This is a genomic window from Pseudomonas aeruginosa (assembly GCF_001457615.1).
GTDB classification, from domain to species: Bacteria; Pseudomonadota; Gammaproteobacteria; order Pseudomonadales; family Pseudomonadaceae; genus Pseudomonas; species Pseudomonas aeruginosa.
Map to the genome: position 1 here is coordinate 1058055 of NZ_LN831024.1, position 19599 is coordinate 1077653.

Here is a 19599-nt window from a genome sequence, read left to right on the forward strand (position 1 = left end):
TCTAGCGCCTGCCGCGCAACCAGGCCAGCGCGCCGAGTCCGGCCACGCGCCCGCTGGCGAAGCAGGCGGTCAACAGGTAGCCGCCGGTGGGCGCCTCCCAGTCGAGCATTTCCCCAGCGCAGAACACGCCGGGCAGGCCATCGAGCATCAGGTTGCGGTCGAGCGCCTCGAAGCGTACGCCGCCGGCGCTGCTGATCGCTTCGTCCAGCGGACGCGGGCGCAGCAGCGTCAGCGGCAGGCGCTTGATCGCCGCCGCCAGGCGGGCCGGCTCGGTATAGGTGGCGGCGGGGGTGAGTTCACGCAGGAGGCCGGCCCGAACCCCATCGATGCCCAACTGGCTGCGCAGGTGATTGGCCATCGACCTGGAACCGCGCGGGCGAGCCAGGGCTGCCTCGATCTGCTCGCGACGCCTGTTCGGCAACAGGTCCAGCCATACTTCGGCCGAGCCCCGTGCCTCGATCCGTTCGCGGATGGCGGCGGAGAGGGCATAGACCAGGCTGCCCTCGATACCGTCGCGGGTCACGACGAATTCGCCCTGGCGCGGCGTTTCGCCCGCCAGTCCCATGGCCACCGGTTTGACCGGAGCGCCGGAGAACTTGTCGCGAAACAGCTCGCTCCAGCCGTCGATCTCGAAACCGCAATTGCTTGGCCGCAGGGGCTCGACCTCGATGCCACGGGCGCGCAGCAGGGGCACCCAGGCGCCGTCGGAGCCCAGGCGCTGCCAACTGCCGCCACCGAGCGCCAGGATCACGGCGTCGGCGCGTATCGACAGGCGCTCGGCGGCGCTCTGGATGTCCAGCGTACCGTCCGCGTTCCAGCCCAGCCAACGGCAGCGGGTGTGGATGAGCACGCCTTGCTCGCGCAGGCGCTTGAGCCAGGCACGGAGCAACGGCGCGGCCTTCATGTCGGAGGGGAACACCCGGCCGGAACTGCCGACGAAGGTGTCGATACCCAGGCCGTGGATCCAGGCGCGCAACGCATCCGCGTCGAATTCGCCGAGCAGTGCGGCGATTTCCTTCTGGCGCCTGCCATAGCGGCCGAGGAATTGTTCCCTGGCCTCGGCATGGGTGATGTTCATGCCGCCGACGCCCGCGAGGAGGAATTTCCGGCCGACCGAGGGCATGGCGTCGAACACTTCCGTGCGTACGCCCGCCTGGCTCAGGACCTCCGCGGCCATCAGGCCTGCGGGACCGCCGCCGACGATGGCGACCTGGGGGGAAGGGGAGGATGCTTGACTGGGCATGTGGACGACGAGCGAGACCTGGGGAAACCGGCGTGCAGTGTAACCGAGGCGAAGACCGCCTCCGAGCCTTGTCGATGCCACCTGGTCCGCTCGCCGTGCGCCTGGTCAGGAACTGATCAACCGTCGCAAGGCCAGGCACGATGCGCTGCGCGAAGCGTTTTTCGCACCTTATCCACAGGCGGTTCCACACGCTTTGTGGAAATCCGCCGACGCTCGTCGCGTGGCAGGAACGGCTTCCGGTCGCGCTTGCCCGAAGGTGCGCTAGGCCTTGGCTTCGACAGCCAAGCGCCAGGTCAGTGGATCAGCGAATTGCGCTTGGCGAACTCTGCGAGGTCGACCAGCGAACCCAGGCCGAGCTTCTGCAGCAGGCGGGTCTTGTAGGTGCTGACGGTCTTGTTGCTGAGGAACAGCTTCTCGCCGATGGCCTTGTTCGAATAGCCCATGGCGAGATGCTGGAGGACGATCATCTCGCGGTCGGAGAGCAGGCCGATAAGCTCGCTTTCGGAAATGCGTTCCGGCGGGGTGCCGAGGGTATCGAACGTGAGCGAAGGAAAGAACGTGTAGCCAGCGGTCACCGCGTTCAGGGCGTTGATCAGGTTGTTCAGGTCTTCTTCCTTGTTGACGAACCCACGGGCACCGACCTGGATGCAGCGCTTGCAGAACGCCTCTGCGGATTGCGAAGTGAGTACCAGCACCTGGCTGCGCAGTCCCAGGGACTTGATCCGCGAGATCACGGTCAGGCCATCGAGTTTGGGAATGCCGATGTCGAGAATCACCACGTCCGGTTCGTGCTCCCGGACCAACTGGATGGCATCCACGCCATTGTCCGTCTCGGCGACCACCTGCAGACCATGCTTTTCCAGCAGGACGCGCACGGCGAGACGGATGACGGGGTGGTCGTCGACGATCAGGACGGTATGCATAAATTCGATTTACCTTGAGGGACCGGGACAGGGTCGGGATTCGATTTCCCGGGCGCTGCCGCCGGTGGTCATCCATGTTGGGCGCTAGGCCGAGATCGCCGTCCAGAATAGCCTGTTAAGGCGGGGCGACTCGGTTTTTCATGTGGAACCATGCTAATCCAACCGAACCTCCAAATCAGTAGGAAAATTCCCACAAAACATGGGGACTTGTCCCATAGGTCTAGTAAGGGAAACACAGCAGTATATCGCCGGTATTTCCTGGAAACCCTGTGTGGACCGTGATGAATGATTTGAATGTTCTGGTGTTGGAGGATGAGCCTTTTCAGCGCCTGGTAGCCGTCACAGCCCTGAAGAAAGTGGTGCCCGGATCGATCCTCGAGGCGGCGGACGGCAAGGAGGCGGTGGCGATCCTGGAGTCCTGCGGACACGTCGACATCGCCATCTGCGACCTGCAGATGAGCGGCATGGACGGCCTGGCGTTCCTTCGCCACGCAAGCCTGAGCGGCAAGGTCCATTCGGTGATCCTCAGCAGCGAGGTGGATCCCATCCTGCGCCAGGCCACCATTTCGATGATCGAGTGCCTGGGCCTCAATTTTCTCGGCGACCTCGGCAAGCCATTCAGCCTGGAGCGGATCACCGCCCTGTTGACCCGCTACAACGCTCGTCGCCAGGACCTGCCGCGACAGATCGAAGTCGCCGAGCTGCCCTCCGTGGCGGACGTGGTGCGCGGCCTCGACAACGGCGAGTTCGAAGCCTACTACCAGCCCAAGGTGGCCCTGGATGGCGGCGGCCTGATCGGCGCCGAGGTCCTGGCACGCTGGAACCACCCGCATCTCGGCGTATTGCCGCCGTCGCATTTCCTCTATGTGATGGAAACCTACAACCTGGTCGACAAGCTGTTCTGGCAACTGTTCAGCCAGGGGCTGGCGACGCGCAGGAAGCTGGCGCAGTTGGGGCAGCCGATCAACCTGGCGTTCAACGTCCATCCTTCGCAACTGGGTTCGCGTGCCCTGGCCGAGAACATCTCGGCGTTGCTGACCGAGTTCCACCTGCCGCCCAGTTCGGTGATGTTCGAGATCACCGAGACCGGGTTGATCAGCGCTCCTGCCAGCAGCCTGGAGAACCTCGTGCGTCTGCGGATCATGGGCTGCGGCCTGGCGATGGACGATTTCGGCGCCGGCTATTCGTCCCTCGACCGGCTCTGCGAGTTTCCCTTCAGCCAGATCAAGCTGGACAGAACCTTCGTCCAGAAGATGAAGACCCAGCCCAGGAGTTGCGCCGTCATCAGCAGTGTCGTGGCGTTGGCGCAGGCGCTGGGAATTTCCCTGGTGGTGGAAGGGGTGGAGAGCGACGAACAACGGGTACGCCTGATCGAACTCGGTTGCTCCATAGCCCAGGGCTACCTGTTCGCCCGGCCGATGCCGGAACAGCACTTTCTCGACTATTGCTCCGGATCCTGACGCCGCCGCCCTGGCCTCGGCTGCCTCTAGCCGAACGCCGGGCCTCGCGCCGGACGCGTTTCCTTTCCATACAACTGCCGGCCCTGCCGCACAGACCTTTCATGCGATCAAAACTATTCCTGCTGTTCTTCTGCCTGCTGCTGTCGGGCGGACGCCTGTTCGCCGTCGAAGCGCATCCGTCCCTGACGCTGTTCAGCCAGTTGCGCATCGAGCACGAGGACATGGCGATCGCCGAGGACGACTGGGCCTGGCTGCGCCACAAGGGTCACCTGAGGCTCGGCGCGGCGCTGGACGAGACCTCGCCCTTCAACGTCCGGCTCGACGACGAGAACTACGAAGGCATAACGGCGGACGTCGCCACGCTGGTCGGGCAGTTGCTCGGCATGCGCATCAAGGTCGTGAGCTTCGATACCCATGCGGATGCCGTGGCGGCGCTCGCTGCCGGAAAGATCGACCTGCTTGGCAGCCATTACAGCTCGGCGGGTGATTCCTCCCTGGTGCTCAGCCAACCCTATGCCCGTGATCGATTGGCGGTGTTCAAGCGGATGGGGGAAAAGCGCAACTCGCCGGAGGATCTCGCCGGACTCAGCGTGGCGGTGGCCCGGGAGCATGTCGGGGAATTGCGCCAGCGTTTCCCGCGGGCGCGTTTCGTGGTCTTCGGCAGCCATGACGAGGCCGTTGCCGCGGTGGCTTTCGGACATACCGACCTGTATCTCGACGATGTGCTCAGCGCCTACCACCGGATCAATCGGTCCTATTACGGCTACGTGAGGTTCGAGCGGTTTGCCGATGCCCGCCTGGAAGGGGGCTACGGCTTCCTCCTTCGTCGCGGCGACACGAACCTGTTGCGCGTCGTCAACTCGGCCATCGGCGCGATCAACCAGGACCGTCTCGAAAGCATCGCCAGGCGCTGGGTCGGCAGCGGTTCCCTGCCAACGGGCCAGCGTATCGCGCTGACGCCGCAGGAGAGTCGCTGGATCGCTCGCCACCCGGTGGTGCGGTTGGTCATCAACGACGACCTGGCGCCGCTGGCCTTCTTCAATTCCGACGAGACCTTCTCGGGCATCGCCTCCGACCTGCTGGACATGATTTCCCGCCGCACCGGCCTGCATTTCCAGGTCACGCCTCGCAGTGGGGGCTTCCCCGAGCAGATCGGCGTATTGGCCAGGAAGGAGGCGGACCTGGCGATCATGAGCCGCAGCAGCAAGCGCGAGGAAATGCTGCGTTTCACCCGCTCGTTCCTGTCCACCTCGTACGTCCTCGTCACCCGGGCGGACGACAAGGGACGCGCGGAGAGCCCCGGGAGCCTCGACGGCAAGCGCATAGCGATTCCCGCCGGCCATGTGGGCATGCAACAGGTGCGCGAGCGCTATCCGCAGGCCTCGATGGTGGAGGTCGGCGTCGCGCTGGATGCCATGAACCTGGTCTACGAAGGACGGGCCGACGCGGCGGTGGTGCCGCTGGTCACCGCTCGCTACTACATCGTCCGGTTGTTCCGCGAGAGGCTGGCGATCGCCGACCTGGTTCCCATCGGTGCGGCCACCGCCCACTTCGCCGTTCGCCGAGGCGACGCCGAACTCCAGTCGATTCTCGACAAGGCCTTGCTGAGCATCTCGCCGGACGACCTGAGCGATATCGTCAATCGCTGGCGCTCGCCGCCGGGAATGAGCGGCCAGACCTGGGTCGACTACATCCTGGTGATCACCGAGATCCTGGCGATCGCAGCGGCCTTGCTGCTGCTCTGCCTGGGCTGGGTCACTTATCAGCGCCGGCAGATCAGGGTGCGCGCGCGGGTCGAACAGGCGCTCAGCGACCAGTTGCGGTTCGTCGAGGCCCTGACCGACTGCATGCCTCCGCCGCTGTATGTGCGCGATGTCAACGGACGGATGCTGTCCTGCAACCGCAGCTACCTGCAGAGCGTCGGCTTGAGTTCCGAGGAGGTGATGAACCGCACCGTGCTCGAACTGCCCATGGAAAACTTCGAGACCGCTCCGGAGTTCCATCGCAGCTACCTGATGGCCATGCGCGAGGGCAGGACCATCGAGGCGGTCTACCCGGTGGCGCTGGGCGGTCGGGAGCGCTGGATCGACCACTGGATCCAGCCGTTCCGCGATTCCAGCGGGACCATCCGCGGTGTCATCTGTGGCTGGCTGGACATCACCGAGCACCGCCAGTTGATCGATGAGCTGGAAGAGGCAAAGAATCTGGCCGACGAAGCGAGCCGGGCCAAGACCACCTTCCTGGCGACCATGAGCCACGAGATCCGCACGCCGATGAACGCGGTGATCGGTATCCTCGAACTGGCGCTCAAGCGTGCCGAGACCGGTCGGGTGGACCGTTCCAGCATCGAGATCGCCTATGCCTCGGCGAAGAGCCTGCTGGAGCTGATCGGCGATATTCTCGACATCGCCCGCATCGAGTCAGGTCGCCTCAGCCTGTCGCCGAAACGGGCCAACCTGCGCGAGCTGGTGGAATCGGTGGCACGGGTATTCGAAGGCCTGGCCCGGCAAAAGCGCCTGAGCCTGGTGCTGGAGATCGATTCGAGCATCAACGGCGACGTACTGCTGGATGCCATGCGCTTCAAGCAGATCCTCTCCAACCTGGTCAGCAACGCGATCAAGTTCACCGACGAGGGCTCGATCCGCATCCGCATCGATGGCCGCCAGGTGGAGCCGTCGCTGTTGCAGGTCAATCTCTGTGTGGAAGACACCGGCATCGGTATTTCCCTGGGCGACCAGCAGCAATTGTTCCGGCCTTTCGCCCAGGTCAACCGCAACCTGCAGAACACCGAGGGCACCGGGCTCGGCCTGGTGATCTCGCGCTCGCTGTGCGAAATGATGGGAGGGCGCCTGGTGATGAGCAGCGAGCTGGGGCAGGGTACGCGGATCGACGTCGAGCTGCGCCTGCAGGTGCTGGAACCGATCGTCGAGAACGTGCGGGCGATCCCGCTCGGCAGTCGCCAGGCGCGGCGGTTGCAGGTGCTGGTGGTGGACGATCATGCGGTCAACCGGCAGATCCTCCATCAACAGCTGAGCTTCCTCGGTCATGACGTGGAGGAAGCGGAGAACGGCCTGAGCGCTCTCAACCTGTGGCATGGGCAACCGTTTGACATGGTCATCACCGACTGCCACATGCCGCTGATGAGCGGCTCCGACCTTGCCCGCTCGATCCGCCAGGAGGAGCGCGAGAATGGCGAGGAGCCGGTGGTCATCATCGGCCTCACCGCGGACGCCCAGCCGGAGGAGATCGAGCGCTGCATCCAGGCTGGAATGAACGAGTGCCTGATCAAGCCCATCGGCCTCGATGTCCTCGAGGAGCGCCTGCTGGCCCTGGGCTTCGCCGCCGACGAGCTGCCCGTCACCATCGATGCCGAACCCGTCGCCATTCCGACGGCCCCCCGTCTCTACGACCTGGATTCCCTGCATGCGCTGACCGGCGGCGAGCCGACGATGCTCAGGCGGCTGCTCGACGAACTGCTGACCAGCAACCGCAAGGACCTGGAGACCCTCGAGGGACTGGTGCAACGCCAGGAGACCGGCGAACTGGCCGAGCTGGCGCATCGGATCAAGGGCGCGGCGAGGGTGGTGCGTGGCGAGCAACTGGTGGAAAGCTGCCGGCGCCTCGAGGATGCCTGCCTCAGCCCGAACGCCTCGTTCGCCTGGGTGGAAGAGTGCGCCGTTGGGGTGAAACTGGCGATCCTCGCCCTGGACGAAAGCCTGGTGGAAGAGTGCACGGATTGACGTGGCCCGCGCCCGTTGCCCGGGCGGTAAACCAATCGTCATCGCTTTGCCCGAGGATCGGGCATGTCCAGGCGCGGAAAAGACTACACTCCGGTTGGGGAGCCTTTTCCGCGGAGCCTGACCAAAGATCGGAATACCGCCCTCGCGGGCACCCCAGCCGATTCCTGCGGTCAGATAGTCCTTCTGGAGTGCGTTGAACGAAAGGAACCAAGCGATGGCCGACCTGACCAGCCTGAGCATCGAGCATCTTCGCTCGCCACGGCTGTATACCCACCGTCTGATCCTGCGGCCCTGGCTGGTGCAGGACCGGGCCAGGTTCGCCGAGCTGAATGCCGATCCACTGGTGATGGAGTTCTTTCCGTCCTGCCTGGATCGTGCCCAGAGCGACGCGTTGCTGCGCCGCATCGACGCGCACTTCGCCGAGCACGGTTTTGGCTGGTGGGCGCTGCAGGTCAAGGGCGGCGATCCTTTCATCGGCTACGTGGGGCTGGAGGTCGTGGACTTCGATGCGCCCTTCGTACCCGCGGTGGCCATCGGCTGGCGTCTCGCCGCCGAGCATTGGGCGGAGGGCTTCGCCCACGAGGCGGCCGAGGCGGCGCTGAGCTACGCCTTCGATACCCTTGGCCTGGACCAGGTGGTGGCTTTCACCGTACCGGCCAACGAGAACTCCCTGGGGCTGATGGAGCGCCTGGGGATGCATCGCGATCCCACCGACGACTTCGAGCATCCCGACCTGCCTCCCGGCCACCGCTTGCGGCATCATGTGCTGTACCGGTTGACGCGCGAGGACTGGCTTCGCAGATGAGTCGGCCGTTTCCGAAAAGGCCTCCCATGAACGCGAACCTTCCCCCTTCCGCCATTTCCGAACTGCATGGCCCGCGCCTGCTGCTGCGCGCCTGGCGCGACAGCGACCGCGAGGCGTTCGCCGAGATGTGCGCCGACCCGCAGGTAATGGAATTCTTCCCCAGTGTGCTCGACCGCGCGCAGAGCGACGCCTTGGTCGATCGCGTCCAGGCGCATTTTGCCGAGCGTGGCTACGGGCCCTGGGCCCTGGAGCTACCGGGCGAGGCGGCGTTCATCGGATTCACCGGCCTGTTCGACGTGACCATGGACGTGCACTTCGCCCCGACCGTGGAGATCGGCTGGCGCCTGGCGCCCGCCTACTGGGGCCGTGGACTCGCCCGCGAAGCGGCGGAAACCGCCTTGGACTTCGCCTTCGAGCGGCTGCGCCTGCCCGAGGTGGTGGCCTTCACCACGCCGCCCAACCGCCGCTCCTGGGGCTTGATGGAGCGCCTGGGCATGCGTCGCGATCCGGCCGAGGATTTCGACCACCCACTCCTGGCAGCGGATCACCCGATGCGCCGGCATATCCTCTATCGCGTCGACGCGGCCCGCTGGGCGGAGCGGTGAACATGGGCGACGGCGGCGGCGAGGTGCTCTCCTACCATCGCCTCAGCATGCATCGCCCGGAGCGCTACGCACCCGGTCCCGGCGGACTGGACTGGGCGACCCAGCCGGCGCCGTTCCGCCAGTACCGGGGCTGCCGGCAAATCGAACTGCTGCATCGGCCGCTGGAGGAGTCGCCACCCTACGACGGGGTGTTTTCCGGGCCGGCGGCCGCGCCCTCTCGGCTCGATCGCCGCAGCCTCTCGCAGATGCTCTACGACGGATTGGCGCTGTCGGCCTGGAAGGAGGCCGGCGGCACTCGCTGGGCGCTGCGGGTCAATCCGTCGAGCGGCAACCTGCATCCCACCGAAGCCTACCTGCTGCTTCCCGGCGGTACCCTGGAGCCGGCGCCGCTGCTCGCCCACTACCGTCCCGACAAGCATGCCCTGGAGGTGCGCGGCGAACTGCCGGCGCCGCTGGCTTCGCTGCTGGATGACTGCTTGCCGCCCGGCGGCTGCCTCCTGGCATTGACCAGCGTGCCCTGGCGCGAGGCCTGGAAATACGGTGAGCGAGCCTATCGCTACTGCCAGCATGACCTCGGCCACGCGCTGGCCTGCCTCTCGATCGCCGCGGCGATCCAGGGCTGGGAGATGCGCCTGCTGCGCGGCGTCGCCGAAAGCGCACTGGACGGCCTGTTCGGCCTTGACCGGGACGGCTTCGCCGAGTGCGAGAGCGTCGACGCACTGTTCTGGATCGGGCCGGCGCTCACGCAGGAGCCTTCCCTTTCGCCGCGCCTGTGCGAAGGACTGGCGGCCCTGCCGTTGGCCGGCGCGCCGAACCGGCTGTCGCGGGAGTACCGGGACTGGCCGGAGTTGCAGCGGATACATGGGCTATGTCGGGCGCCGCGCCTGCCGGCACGCCCGTGGAGGGTCGCACCGGGCGAGCCCGGCAACGACAACCCCGGCCTGCCGCTGCGACCGCTGCTGCATCGGCGGCGTAGCGCGCAGCGCATGGACGGGCGCGCCGGCATCGATGTCGGGCTGCTGCGGGCCTGGCTGCGCAGGCTGCTGCCGGAGCGCTCGCCGGTGCCTTTCGCGGTCACCGGCGAGGCCGCGCGGGTCGATCTGCTGCTGTTCGTCCATCGCGTCCGGGGCCTGGTGCCGGGGTTGTACTGGCTGGACCGCAGCGGCCTGCGGCGGCCGCCGATGCGCGAGGACTTCCTCTGGCAGCACGTCGATCCGGAGTTGCCGCTGTACCTGTTGCAGGAAGGCGATGCACGCGCGCTGTCGGCGTATCTCTCCTGCCAGCAGGACATCGCCGGCGACGGCTGCGTCGCGCTCGCCATGCTCGCCCATCTCGGCGCGGCGCTCGAAGAAGGTCCCTGGTGCTATCCGCGGCTGTACTGGGAATGCGGGCAGGTCGGCCAGTTGCTCTACCTCGAGGCGGAGGCCGCCGGGCTGTCTGGGACGGGTATCGGCTGCTACTACGACCCCCTGGTGCATGAGCTGCTTGGACTAACGGATGAGTCCATGGCCAGTCTCTACCATTTCACCCTCGGCCGCGCGGTGTGGGACACTCGTCTTTGCAACATGCCCGCGTACCCGGCCATGCGCCGCGACTAGCCCGTCGACAGCCCGAATTCGAGGAAACACCCCATGACCCAGATACTGGACAACCTGGTGGCTTTGCTGAGCCTGGAACCCATCGAGGAGAACCTGTTCCGGGGCATGAGCCAGGATCTCGGCTTCCGCCAGCTCTATGGCGGCCAGGTCCTGGGGCAGGCGCTGTCGGCGGCCAGCCAGACGGTGGAGGACGATCGCCACGTACACTCCATGCACGGCTACTTCCTGCGTCCCGGCGACGCCAGCATGCCGGTGGTCTACCAGGTGGACCGGGTGCGCGACGGCGGCAGCTTCAGCACCCGCCGGGTCACCGCGATCCAGAAAGGCCAGCCGATCTTCACCCTGAGCAGCTCCTTCCAGTACGACGAGGAAGGTTTCCACCACCAGATCGAGATGCCCGAGGTGGTTGGTCCGGATAATCTGCCTTCGGAACTGGAGCTGACCCGCCAGCGCGCCGAGCGGATTCCCGAGCGCATCCGCGACAAGCTGCTGTATCCGAAGCCCATCGAGATTCGTCCGGTCACCCAGCACGACCCCTACGACCCGCAGCCCGACGAACCGGTGAAGTACCTCTGGTTCCGTGCCGACGGCAAGCTGCCGGACGTCCCGGCGCTGCACAAGTACCTGCTGGCCTACGCCTCGGACTTCGGTTTCCTTACCACCTCGATGCAGCCCCATGCCGTTTCGGTGTGGCAGAAGACCATGCAGGTCGCCAGCCTCGACCACGCCCTGTGGTTCCACCGCGACCTGCGCGCGGACGAGTGGCTGCTCTACGCCATCGACAGCCCCTGGGCCGGCAACGCACGCGGTTTCGTGCGCGGCAGCATCTTCAACCAGAGCGGCCAGCTGGTCGCCTCGTCGAGCCAGGAAGGCCTGATCCGCAAGCGTGAGGACTGGGCGTGAGGCTGGCCGACATCCGCCACTGGGTGTTCGACATGGACGGCACCCTGACCCGGGCCGTGCACGACTTCCCGGCGATCCGCCGAGCGCTGGACATCCCCGAGCAGGACGACATCCTGCTGCACCTCGCCGCCCTGCCCGAGGCCGAGGCGGCGGCCAAGCACGCCTGGCTGCTCGAACACGAGCGCGCCCTGGCCGAGGCCGCGCGGCCGGCGCCGGGCGCACTGGAACTGGTGCGCGAGTTGCAGCGGCGCGGCGTGCGCCTGGGCATCCTGACCCGCAACGACCACCAGTTGGCGCTGATCACCCTCGAAGCGATCGGCCTGGGCGGCTGCTTCCCCACCGAGCACATCCTCGGGCGCGGCGAGGCGCGGCCCAAGCCGGACCCTGATGGCTTGCTGCGCATCGCCCGACGCTGGAACGTGACGCCGGCGGAGCTGGTGATGGTCGGCGACTACCGTTTCGACCTCGACTGCGGACGCGCCGCGGGTAGTCGCACGGTGCTGGTCAACCTGCCGGAAAACCCCTGGCCGGAGCTGGCCGACTGGCACGCTGCCGATTGCCATGCGTTGCTCGAGCAACTGCAAACGCCGTAGGAATATCCGGCGGAAAACCTCGAGGGCGGCAGCGCCAGCGGCTCCCCGAAAACGAAAAAAGCGCAGGAGGCCAGGCTCCTGCGCTTTTTTCCTGCGCATCCGTGCGGGATGCGGCGGCCGTTATCAGCCGTTGATCGCGTCGGTCAGCGCCTTGGCCGGAACGAACTTGGCTACACGCTTGGCAGCGATCTCGATCGCCTTGCCGGTCTGCGGGTTGCGGCCGGTGCGCGCGGGACGCTCGGAGACCTTCAGCTTGCCGATACCCGGCAGGGTGATTTCGCCATCGTTCTCCAGGGCGTCCTTGACGATCTCGGCGAGCTGGTCGAGCGCGCTGCGAACGGTGGTCTTCTGCGCGTCGATGGCTTCGGCGATGTCCTGGATCAGTTGGTCTTTGGTCAGTGCCATGGTGGTGTAGCTCCTTGGTAAAAGACTGCGCGAGGGGCCTCGCACAGAAACGGGCGTGATTTTAAACAGCTTGGCGCGAATAAGGTTCCCTTTTCTCCGCTTATTTGTTTCCTCGCACGACGCGCATGACAGAGCCGTTACAGAGGTTTTCGCGGCTGTCCGGAATGATGCCGGCGTCGGTTGCCCGACGCATCCTCATGGTTCTGCCAGGGGCGCATGCCTCCGGTTCTTAGTTAAGGATTATTGGTTATTTATAGGTTAGGGTTTCATCCATTAGGGTTATAAGCAGGACATCCCGTCCCTTTCCATCACCGGAGCCTGCTTACCTCGCGCCAACGCCTGGCCCTCGCTCCCCGTTCGAGGTGCCGCATGAGCGAAGCCCGGCTCCACTCGCCCGACCCCAGGACACCGCGACCCATGGCCGGTTGGGCGGCAAGCCTGCGCGACAGTGGACTGCTGGCGCTGGCAGTGCCGCGCGTGTTCGCCGGCATGGAGCGGGACTGGGGGGAAATCTTCGCTGGCGTCCGCCACCTGGCCGAGCAGGAACTCGAGCTGGCACGGCGCCTGGCCCTGCATCATCTGCAGATCGCTTCCATTCGCCTGCTGGGTAGTCCTGAACAGCAGCGCCGCCTGTTGCCGGCCAGCGTCGAGCGCCGCTGGCTGTGGAGCGAGGCGGTCGATCTGCGGCGCGCCCAGCCCGAAGCGCAGGAGCACTGGCGGGGCGGTTTCCTGGTGGGTGGACGGGGTAGCGATTGCTTCGCCGTGGAAGACGTGGATCGCTTGCTGATCTCAGCCTGGCACGCGCCCTCCCGCGCTCACCTGATCGCTGTCGCCGAAACGGGGCGGGCAGGCATCGACATCTCCGGCCTCGCCGATGGCTCGGGGCTGTTCTTGCCCGCCGGGCAGCGGCTGCATTACCAGCGGCTGCGGCTGCATCCCGAGGACATCCTGGTGCCGCCCGGCCTGCCGCCGACCCCGTGCGGGCAACTGCGCGAAGGCTTGACCCGATTGGCCCAGGCCAACCTCGACCTGGGCCAGGCTGCGCGGGTGCCGGGCGACGTGGCGGGGCAGGGAGAGGCGCCGCGTCTCCTCGCCCTCGCGCTGCGTCTTGTCGAACTGGCGGCGGAGTCCTTCCAGGCGGCATTCGCCCGCGGCGGCGCGCTGACATTCCGCGAAAGCGCGGCGGCGTCGCTGCTGGCGAGCGAGGCGGAGGCGGTGGCCCGCGCCGGGCTGCTCGCCTGCCTGCGCCGACAGGCCCTGGAAGCCCGTTTGCTGGGCGCGGCCCTGTAGGGACGGGGGCATGGAGCAAGGGCGGAATGGCATCCGGGGGCGCATTCGCGCTCATAAACTAATTCCAAAATATTATTTATATCGAGTTTTTTATATCTGTAATCTGCATCGCACCGGACCACCGGACTTGCTGTCGCCACCCATTGCCCGTCCCTGGTCCGTTCTCCTCCGGAGCGCGGCACCGTTGCCTCCGAGGTTCGCCCGATGAAACGCCCGAATTCCCTGCACCGCCTGGTGGCAGCCCTGGCCTTTGCCAGCCTTTCCGTCGCCGCCCAGGCCGCCGACATCACGGTCGGCTACCAGACCGGCATCGACCCGACCAAGGTGCCCCAGGCCGATGGCCTGTACGAGAAAGCCATCGGCGAGAAGATCGACTGGCGCCGCTTCAACAGCGGTCCGGAAGTGATCGCCGCGCTCGCCTCCGGAGACCTGCAACTCGGCAACATCGGGTCCAGCCCGCTGGCAGCGGCGACCTCGCGGAAGCTGCCGATCGTCGCCTTCATCGTTTCCGCGCAGATCAACGCCGCCGAGGCGCTGGTGGTGCGCAATGGAAGCGGGATCGGGAAACCCGAGGACCTGGTCGGCAAGACTATCGCTACCCCGTTCGTTTCAACCTCCCACTACAGCCTGCTCGGCGCCCTCAAGCACTGGCAGATCGATCCGTCCAAGGTGAAGATCGTCAACCTCAACCCGGCCGAGATCGCTGCCGCCTGGCGTCGCGGCGACATCGACGGGGCCTTCGTCTGGTCGCCGGCGCTGGGCGAGATCAAGAAAAGCGGCAAGGTCCTCACCGACGCCGCCGAAGTCGGCCAGTGGGGTGCGCCGACCTTCGAGGTGTGGGTGGCGCGCAAGGACTTCGCCGAGAAGCATCCCGAAATCGTCGCCCGCTTCGCCCGCGTCAGCCTCGATTCCTTCGCCGACTACAACGCGCACAAGGCCGAATGGACCGCCGACTCCGAGCCGGTGAAGAAGATCGCCCGGCTGACCGGCGCCGATCCCAGGGACGTCCCCGAACTGCTGGCCGGCTCGACCTTCCCGGAAAGCCAGGCGCAACTGTCCGCCGACCTGCTCGGCGGCGGCACCGCCAAGGCTATCGCCGGCACTGCCGAATTCCTCAAGGAACAGAAGCGCGTGCCGGCCGTCCTCGGCGACTACTCGCCCTACGTCAGCGCCGACTTCGTGCGCCAGGCGGAGCAGGTCCAGGTCGGCCAGCGCTGAATTCCGCGACTCCGCTCCGGCCTGTCGGAGCGGAGGCTTTCTTACCCTACGGAGGGCAGAACACATGAGCCGTCTGACGGCCGAGGCGATCAGCCTCTCATTCGAACAGCGCGGCCAGCGCCGCGCCATCCTCCGCGATCTCAGCCTGGGCCTGGCCAAGGGCGAGTCGCTGGTGGTGCTGGGTCCTTCGGGCTGCGGCAAGTCGACACTGCTGAACATCCTTGCCGGTTTCCAGAAGCCGGACCAGGGACGCGTGCAGATCGACGGCCGGACACTCGAAGGGCCCGGCGGCGAGCGCGGCGTGGTATTCCAGGACGACGCCCTGATGCCCTGGCTCAACGCCCTCGACAACGTCGCCCTGGGCCTGCGCATCCGTGGCCTGGGCAAGGCCGAGCGCACCGCGCGGGCGCGCCAGGTCCTGCAACTGGTGGGCCTCCAGGAGTACGCCGAGCAGTCCGTCGCCGAGCTCTCCGGCGGCCAGCGGCAACGCCTCGGGCTGGCACGCGCGCTGGCGGTCGAGCCGGACTTCCTGCTGCTCGACGAGCCGTTCGGCGCGCTCGACGCGCTGACCCGCGAACGCATGCAGGTGCTCCTGCTGGACCTGTGGAAGCAGACCGGCAAGGGCCTCTTCCTGATCACCCACAGCGTCGACGAGGCCCTGTTCCTGGCTACCGACCTGGTGGTGATGGACGGCCCGCCGGCGCGCATCGTCAAGCGCCTGCCGGTGGACTTCGCGCGGCGCTACGCCGCCGGCGAAACGGTGCGCTCGATCAAGGCCGATCCCGAGTTCGGCCGTTTGCGCCAGGCGTTGCTGGACGAATTCCTCGATGTCGCGGAGGCCGAACATGCCCACTGATACCCTCGGACTCGCCGCCGCCAAGCCTGTCCCGCGCAAGCGGCGCCTGCCCGGCGACCGTCGGCGCTGGGCCGCCGGTGCCAGCGTGCTGGCCCTGGCCCTGCTGTGGTGGGCGGCGACCCGTTTCGGCTGGGTCGACGTGCTGTTCCTGCCGGCGCCCGAACAGCTCTTCGAAGCCCTGCAACGGCTATGGCAGGAGGGCTACCTCGATGCCAGCCTGCTGCAACACGTCGGCACCAGTCTGCTGCGGGTGCTCCTGGCGCTCGGCGCGGCGGTGCTGACGGCGATCCCGCTGGGCGTGCTGATGGGCCTCAACCCCTTGGCCGGAGCGGCCCTCGATCCGCTGGTGGAGTTCTACCGGCCGATCCCGCCGTTGGCCTACCTGCCGTTGATCGTCATCTGGTTCGGCATCGGCGAGCTGAGCAAGGTGCTGCTGATCTACCTGGCGCTGTTCGCGCCGCTGCTGATCGCTACCGCCGCCGGCGTGCGTCGCGTCGACCGATCGCGGGTGCAGGCGGTGCGCTGCCTGGGGGCCAGCCGCTGGCAGGTGGTGCGCTACGTGATCCTGCCGAGCGCCTTGCCGGAGGTCCTCACCGGCCTGCGCATCGCCCTCGGCGTCGGCTGGTCGACCCTGGTCGCCGCCGAGCTGATCGCGGCCAACCGCGGCCTCGGCTTCATGGTCCAGTCCGCCGCGCAATTCCTCGCCACCGACGTGGTGGTGGTCGGCATCCTGCTGATCGCCGCCATCGCCCTGGCCTTCGAACTGGGGCTGCGCTGGGTCCAGCGGCGCTTCGCCGCCTGGGGTTGAGCGCGAGAGTCCCGAGTCATTTCCGAACCGACCTTCACCCACGCGGCGAAGGCCGGAGCGAGGGCGCGCAGGGCGCGCCCGCAACCTGCCCGACGAGTAGCACGACATGAGCCTGACCATCCAACCCATCAGCCCGGCCCTGGGCGCCATCGTTTCCGGCATCGACCTCGGCGCGCCGCTGGACGACGCCGGCCAGCGGGCCATCGAGCAGGCCCTGCTCGAACACCAGGTGCTGTTCTTCCGCGACCAGTCGCTGGAACCCAGGAGCCAGGCGCGCTTCGCCGCCCGCTTCGGCGACCTGCACATCCATCCGATCTACCCCAGCGTGCCGGAGCAGCCGGAGGTCATCGTCCTCGACACCGCGGTCACCGACGTGCGCGACAATGCCATCTGGCACACCGACGTGACCTTCCTCGAGACCCCGGCGCTGGGGGCGGTGCTCGCCGCCAAGCAATTGCCGCCGTACGGCGGCGACACCCTCTGGGCGAGCAGCACGGCGGCCTACGAGGCGCTGTCGGCGCCGCTGCGGCGTCTGCTGGACGGTCTCACGGCGACCCACGACATCGGCAAGTCCTTCCCCCGCGAGCGCTTCGGCGTCACCGAGGCCGACCTGGCGCGCCTGGAGGAGGCCCGCCTGAAGAATCCGCCGCGCTCGCATCCGGTGGTGCGCACCCATCCGGTCACCGGGCGCAAGGGCCTGTTCGTCAGCGATGGCTTTACCACCCGCATCAACGAACTGGAGCCGGCCGAGAGCGATGCGCTGCTGAAGTTCCTCTTCGCCCATGCCACGCGACCTGAATTCACCGTGCGCTGGCGCTGGCAGGAAAACGACGTGGCGTTCTGGGACAACCGCGTGACGCAGCACTACGCGGTGGACGATTACCGGCCCCAGCGGCGGGTCATGCATCGCGCCACCATCCTCGGCGACAAGCCCTTCTGACGCCGCCGCGCGCGGGCTTCCTCCGGCGGCCCGCGCCGGCAACTGTCCGTTCCGCCAGCTTTTGCTCTCGAAAAGGTCGCCTCTGCGACATTCGCTGTCGTGTCCCGGCGTGCCGCTCTCGCCTAAGCTTGGCGGGTCCAATTGTTTCGAGAGTTTTCATCCATGCAAGAACGCATCCCGGATGAGCTGACCCTGCCAGAGCTCACCCTGCGTGGCCTGATCCTCGGTGCGCTGATCACCGTGGTCTTCACCGCCTCCAACGTCTACCTCGGTCTGAAGGTCGGCCTGACCTTCGCCTCGTCGATCCCGGCGGCGGTGATCTCGATGGCCGTCCTGCGCTACTTCTCCGGCGCCAACATCCTCGAGAACAACATGGTGCAGACCCAGGCCTCGGCGGCCGGCACTCTGTCCTCGATCATCTTCATCCTTCCCGGCCTGCTGATGATCGGCTACTGGAGTGGCTTCCCGTTCTGGCAGACCGCGGCGATCTGCTCCATCGGCGGCATTCTCGGGGTGCTCTATACCATTCCGCTGCGCCGGGTGATGGTGGTGCAAAGCGAACTGCCGTATCCGGAAGGGGTGGCGGCGGCGGAAATCCTCCGGGTCGGCAGCGACGGCGCCGAGGACGAGGAAGACGCCCGCGCGCCGCGTGCCGCCGGTAACGCGCCGGGGCTCTACGATATCCTCGGCGGCGGCCTGGTGGCGGCGCTGTTCAGCCTCTGGAGCAGCGGCTTCAAGGTTCTCGCCGAAGGCTTCAGCGTCTGGCTCAGTGCCGGGCAGGCGGCGTTCCGCCTTTCCACCGGTTTTTCCCTGGCGTTGGTCGGTGCCGGCTACCTGATGGGCATCACCGCCGGCATCGCGATCCTCATCGGCGTGGTGATCTCCTGGGGCGTCGCGGTGCCGTTGCTGACCGTCAACAGCGTGCCGGCCGACGGCCAGAGCCTGTCGGACCTGGCCACCCAACTGTGGAGTTCGCAGGTGCGCTTCCTCGGCGCCGGCACCATCGGCGTGGCCGCGCTGTGGACCCTGGCGACCCTGTTCAAGCCGATGGTGCGGGGCGTCTGGGCCTCCCTCGGGGCAGTGCGCGGCAATAGCCAGGCGAACAGCCTGCGCACCGAGCTGGACATGCCGGCCAAGTGGATCCTGCTGATCGCCGGGATACTGCTGGTCTCGCTGTTCGTGGTCTTCAGCCACTTCCTCGGTGCCGCCGCGCCGGACATGGCCAGCCCGCAGTTCTGGAGCCTGGTGGCGGTATGCGTGGTGTTCGCCTTCTTCTTCGGCTTCCTGATCGCCGCCGCCTGCGGCTACATGGCCGGCCTGGTCGGTTCGTCGAGCAGTCCGATCTCGGGGATCGGGATCATCGCGGTCATCCTGGTGTCGTTGCTGATACTCGGCTTCGGCAGCATCGAGGGCGGCCTGCTGGACCGCCAGAACGGCAAGCTGGCGATCGCCCTGGCGCTGTTTACCACCTCGGTGGTGCTGGCCATCGCGGCGATCTCCAACGACAACCTGCAGGACCTCAAGACCGGCTACCTGGTCGGCGCCACGCCCTGGCGCCAGCAGGTCGCGCTGATCGTCGGCTGCATCGTCGGCGCGCTGGTGATCCCCCCGGTGCTGGAACTGCTCTACAGCGCCTACGGCTTCACCGGGGCCCTGCCGCGCGAGGGAATGGACCCCGGCCAGGCCCTGGCCGCGCCGCAGGCGACCCTGATGACGGCGATCGCCAGCGGGATTTTCCACGACGCGCTGAACTGGAACATGATCCTCATCGGCGTCGCCCTGGGCATCGCCCTGATCCTCGTCGACCTGCTCCTGCGCCGTACCGGCAAGGCCTGCCTGCCGGTGCTGGCGGTGGGCCTGGGGATCTACCTGCCGCCGACCATCGGCATGACCCTGGTGGTCGGTGCGCTGATTTCCTGGCTGCTGGAAAATGCCCTGAAGAAGCGTGCGGCGGCGGCCGGGGTCGACGAAGAGGCTTATGCCGAAGAGCCGAAGCGACGCGGCGTGCTGCTGGCTTCGGGGCTGATCGTCGGCGAGAGCCTGATGGGCATCCTGCTCGCCGGGGTGATCGGCGCCACCGGCGAGGACGCGCCGCTGGCGCTGGCCGGCGCCGGCTTCGCGGGCATCGCCCAGTGGCTGGGACTGGTGGTATTCGTCGCGATCTGCGTGCTGTTCTACCGGCGAGTGCTGGCGCGCTGAGGGATTCGCAGCT

The 19599-nt window shown here is 67.0% G+C and carries 16 protein-coding genes; 13 read left to right on the forward strand and 3 right to left on the reverse strand.

The genetic code is table 11. The annotated features are described in order from the left end of the window. Position 1 precedes the first annotated feature (1 nt). Positions 2 to 1177 carry a TIGR03862 family flavoprotein gene (locus AT700_RS04975; protein ID WP_003119225.1) on the reverse strand — a complete coding sequence of 392 codons (1176 nt, stop codon included), beginning with the start codon at positions 1175 to 1177 and terminating at the stop codon, positions 2 to 4. 359 nt (positions 1178 to 1536) lie between these two features. Further along, complete coding sequence (locus AT700_RS04980; protein WP_003106011.1) at positions 1537 to 2166, reverse strand: response regulator transcription factor; 630 nt, start codon at positions 2164 to 2166, stop codon at positions 1537 to 1539. Positions 2167 to 2447: 281 nt separating this feature from the next. On the opposite strand from AT700_RS04980, the gene rocR reads away from it, so the two are divergent. The 7 genes from rocR (at position 2448) to AT700_RS05015 (ending at position 11870) form a co-directional block, all read left to right on the forward strand. Beyond that, positions 2448 to 3626, forward strand: a complete 1179-nt coding sequence (gene rocR / locus AT700_RS04985; protein ID WP_003106013.1) for a two-component system response regulator cyclic di-GMP-specific phosphodiesterase RocR — start codon at positions 2448 to 2450, stop codon at positions 3624 to 3626. A gap of 101 nt (positions 3627 to 3727) precedes the next feature. Beyond that, a complete protein-coding gene (locus AT700_RS04990; RefSeq protein ID WP_003106014.1) occupies positions 3728 to 7366 on the forward strand; it encodes a transporter substrate-binding domain-containing protein in 3639 nt (1212 codons plus the stop codon). A gap of 214 nt (positions 7367 to 7580) precedes the next feature. Then, positions 7581 to 8171, forward strand: coding sequence for a GNAT family N-acetyltransferase (locus tag AT700_RS04995; RefSeq protein ID WP_003106016.1), 591 nt, complete (start codon positions 7581 to 7583; stop codon positions 8169 to 8171). A 26-nt stretch (positions 8172 to 8197) separates the two neighbouring features. Beyond that, positions 8198 to 8776: a GNAT family N-acetyltransferase gene (locus AT700_RS05000; protein ID WP_003106018.1), complete on the forward strand. Its 579-nt coding sequence runs from the start codon at positions 8198 to 8200 to the stop codon at positions 8774 to 8776. Between the two features lie 2 nt (positions 8777 to 8778). Beyond that, entirely contained in the window at positions 8779 to 10374 is a 1596-nt protein-coding gene (locus AT700_RS05005; protein ID WP_003453913.1) for a SagB/ThcOx family dehydrogenase, read from the forward strand. Positions 10375 to 10407: 33 nt separating this feature from the next. Next, the gene (gene tesB / locus AT700_RS05010) at positions 10408 to 11277 is read left to right on the forward strand and encodes an acyl-CoA thioesterase II (RefSeq protein ID WP_003093084.1); all 870 of its coding nucleotides are present in this window, start codon (positions 10408 to 10410) and stop codon (positions 11275 to 11277) included. Continuing rightward, positions 11274 to 11870: an HAD family hydrolase gene (locus AT700_RS05015; RefSeq protein ID WP_003107576.1), complete on the forward strand. Its 597-nt coding sequence runs from the start codon at positions 11274 to 11276 to the stop codon at positions 11868 to 11870. The genes tesB and AT700_RS05015 overlap by 4 nt, the downstream gene beginning before the upstream one ends. A gap of 123 nt (positions 11871 to 11993) precedes the next feature. Here the strand turns inward: AT700_RS05015 and AT700_RS05020 are convergent, their stop codons facing one another. Then, positions 11994 to 12275 (reverse strand): HU family DNA-binding protein, encoded by a 282-nt coding sequence (locus AT700_RS05020; RefSeq protein WP_003093079.1) that lies wholly within the window; start codon positions 12273 to 12275, stop codon positions 11994 to 11996. Between the two features lie 369 nt (positions 12276 to 12644). On the opposite strand from AT700_RS05020, the gene AT700_RS05025 reads away from it, so the two are divergent. The 6 genes from AT700_RS05025 to AT700_RS05050 all read left to right on the forward strand — a co-directional run bounded on the left by AT700_RS05025 (position 12645) and on the right by AT700_RS05050 (position 19586). Beyond that, positions 12645 to 13565 carry an acyl-CoA dehydrogenase family protein gene (locus AT700_RS05025; RefSeq protein ID WP_003143037.1) on the forward strand — a complete coding sequence of 307 codons (921 nt, stop codon included), beginning with the start codon at positions 12645 to 12647 and terminating at the stop codon, positions 13563 to 13565. Between the two features lie 204 nt (positions 13566 to 13769). Next, positions 13770 to 14783 (forward strand): taurine ABC transporter substrate-binding protein, encoded by a 1014-nt coding sequence (tauA, locus tag AT700_RS05030; RefSeq protein ID WP_003114314.1) that lies wholly within the window; start codon positions 13770 to 13772, stop codon positions 14781 to 14783. Positions 14784 to 14847: 64 nt separating this feature from the next. Next, positions 14848 to 15639, forward strand: coding sequence for a taurine ABC transporter ATP-binding protein (locus AT700_RS05035; protein ID WP_023874954.1), 792 nt, complete (start codon positions 14848 to 14850; stop codon positions 15637 to 15639). Beyond that, positions 15629 to 16447 (forward strand): ABC transporter permease subunit, encoded by an 819-nt coding sequence (locus tag AT700_RS05040; protein ID WP_003093070.1) that lies wholly within the window; start codon positions 15629 to 15631, stop codon positions 16445 to 16447. The genes AT700_RS05035 and AT700_RS05040 overlap by 11 nt, the downstream gene beginning before the upstream one ends. A 106-nt stretch (positions 16448 to 16553) precedes the next feature. After that, positions 16554 to 17387, forward strand: coding sequence for a taurine dioxygenase (tauD, locus tag AT700_RS05045; protein ID WP_003159356.1), 834 nt, complete (start codon positions 16554 to 16556; stop codon positions 17385 to 17387). 162 nt (positions 17388 to 17549) lie between these two features. Continuing rightward, positions 17550 to 19586 (forward strand): OPT family oligopeptide transporter, encoded by a 2037-nt coding sequence (locus AT700_RS05050; RefSeq protein ID WP_003114310.1) that lies wholly within the window; start codon positions 17550 to 17552, stop codon positions 19584 to 19586. The last annotated feature ends 13 nt before the right edge of the window (positions 19587 to 19599 follow it).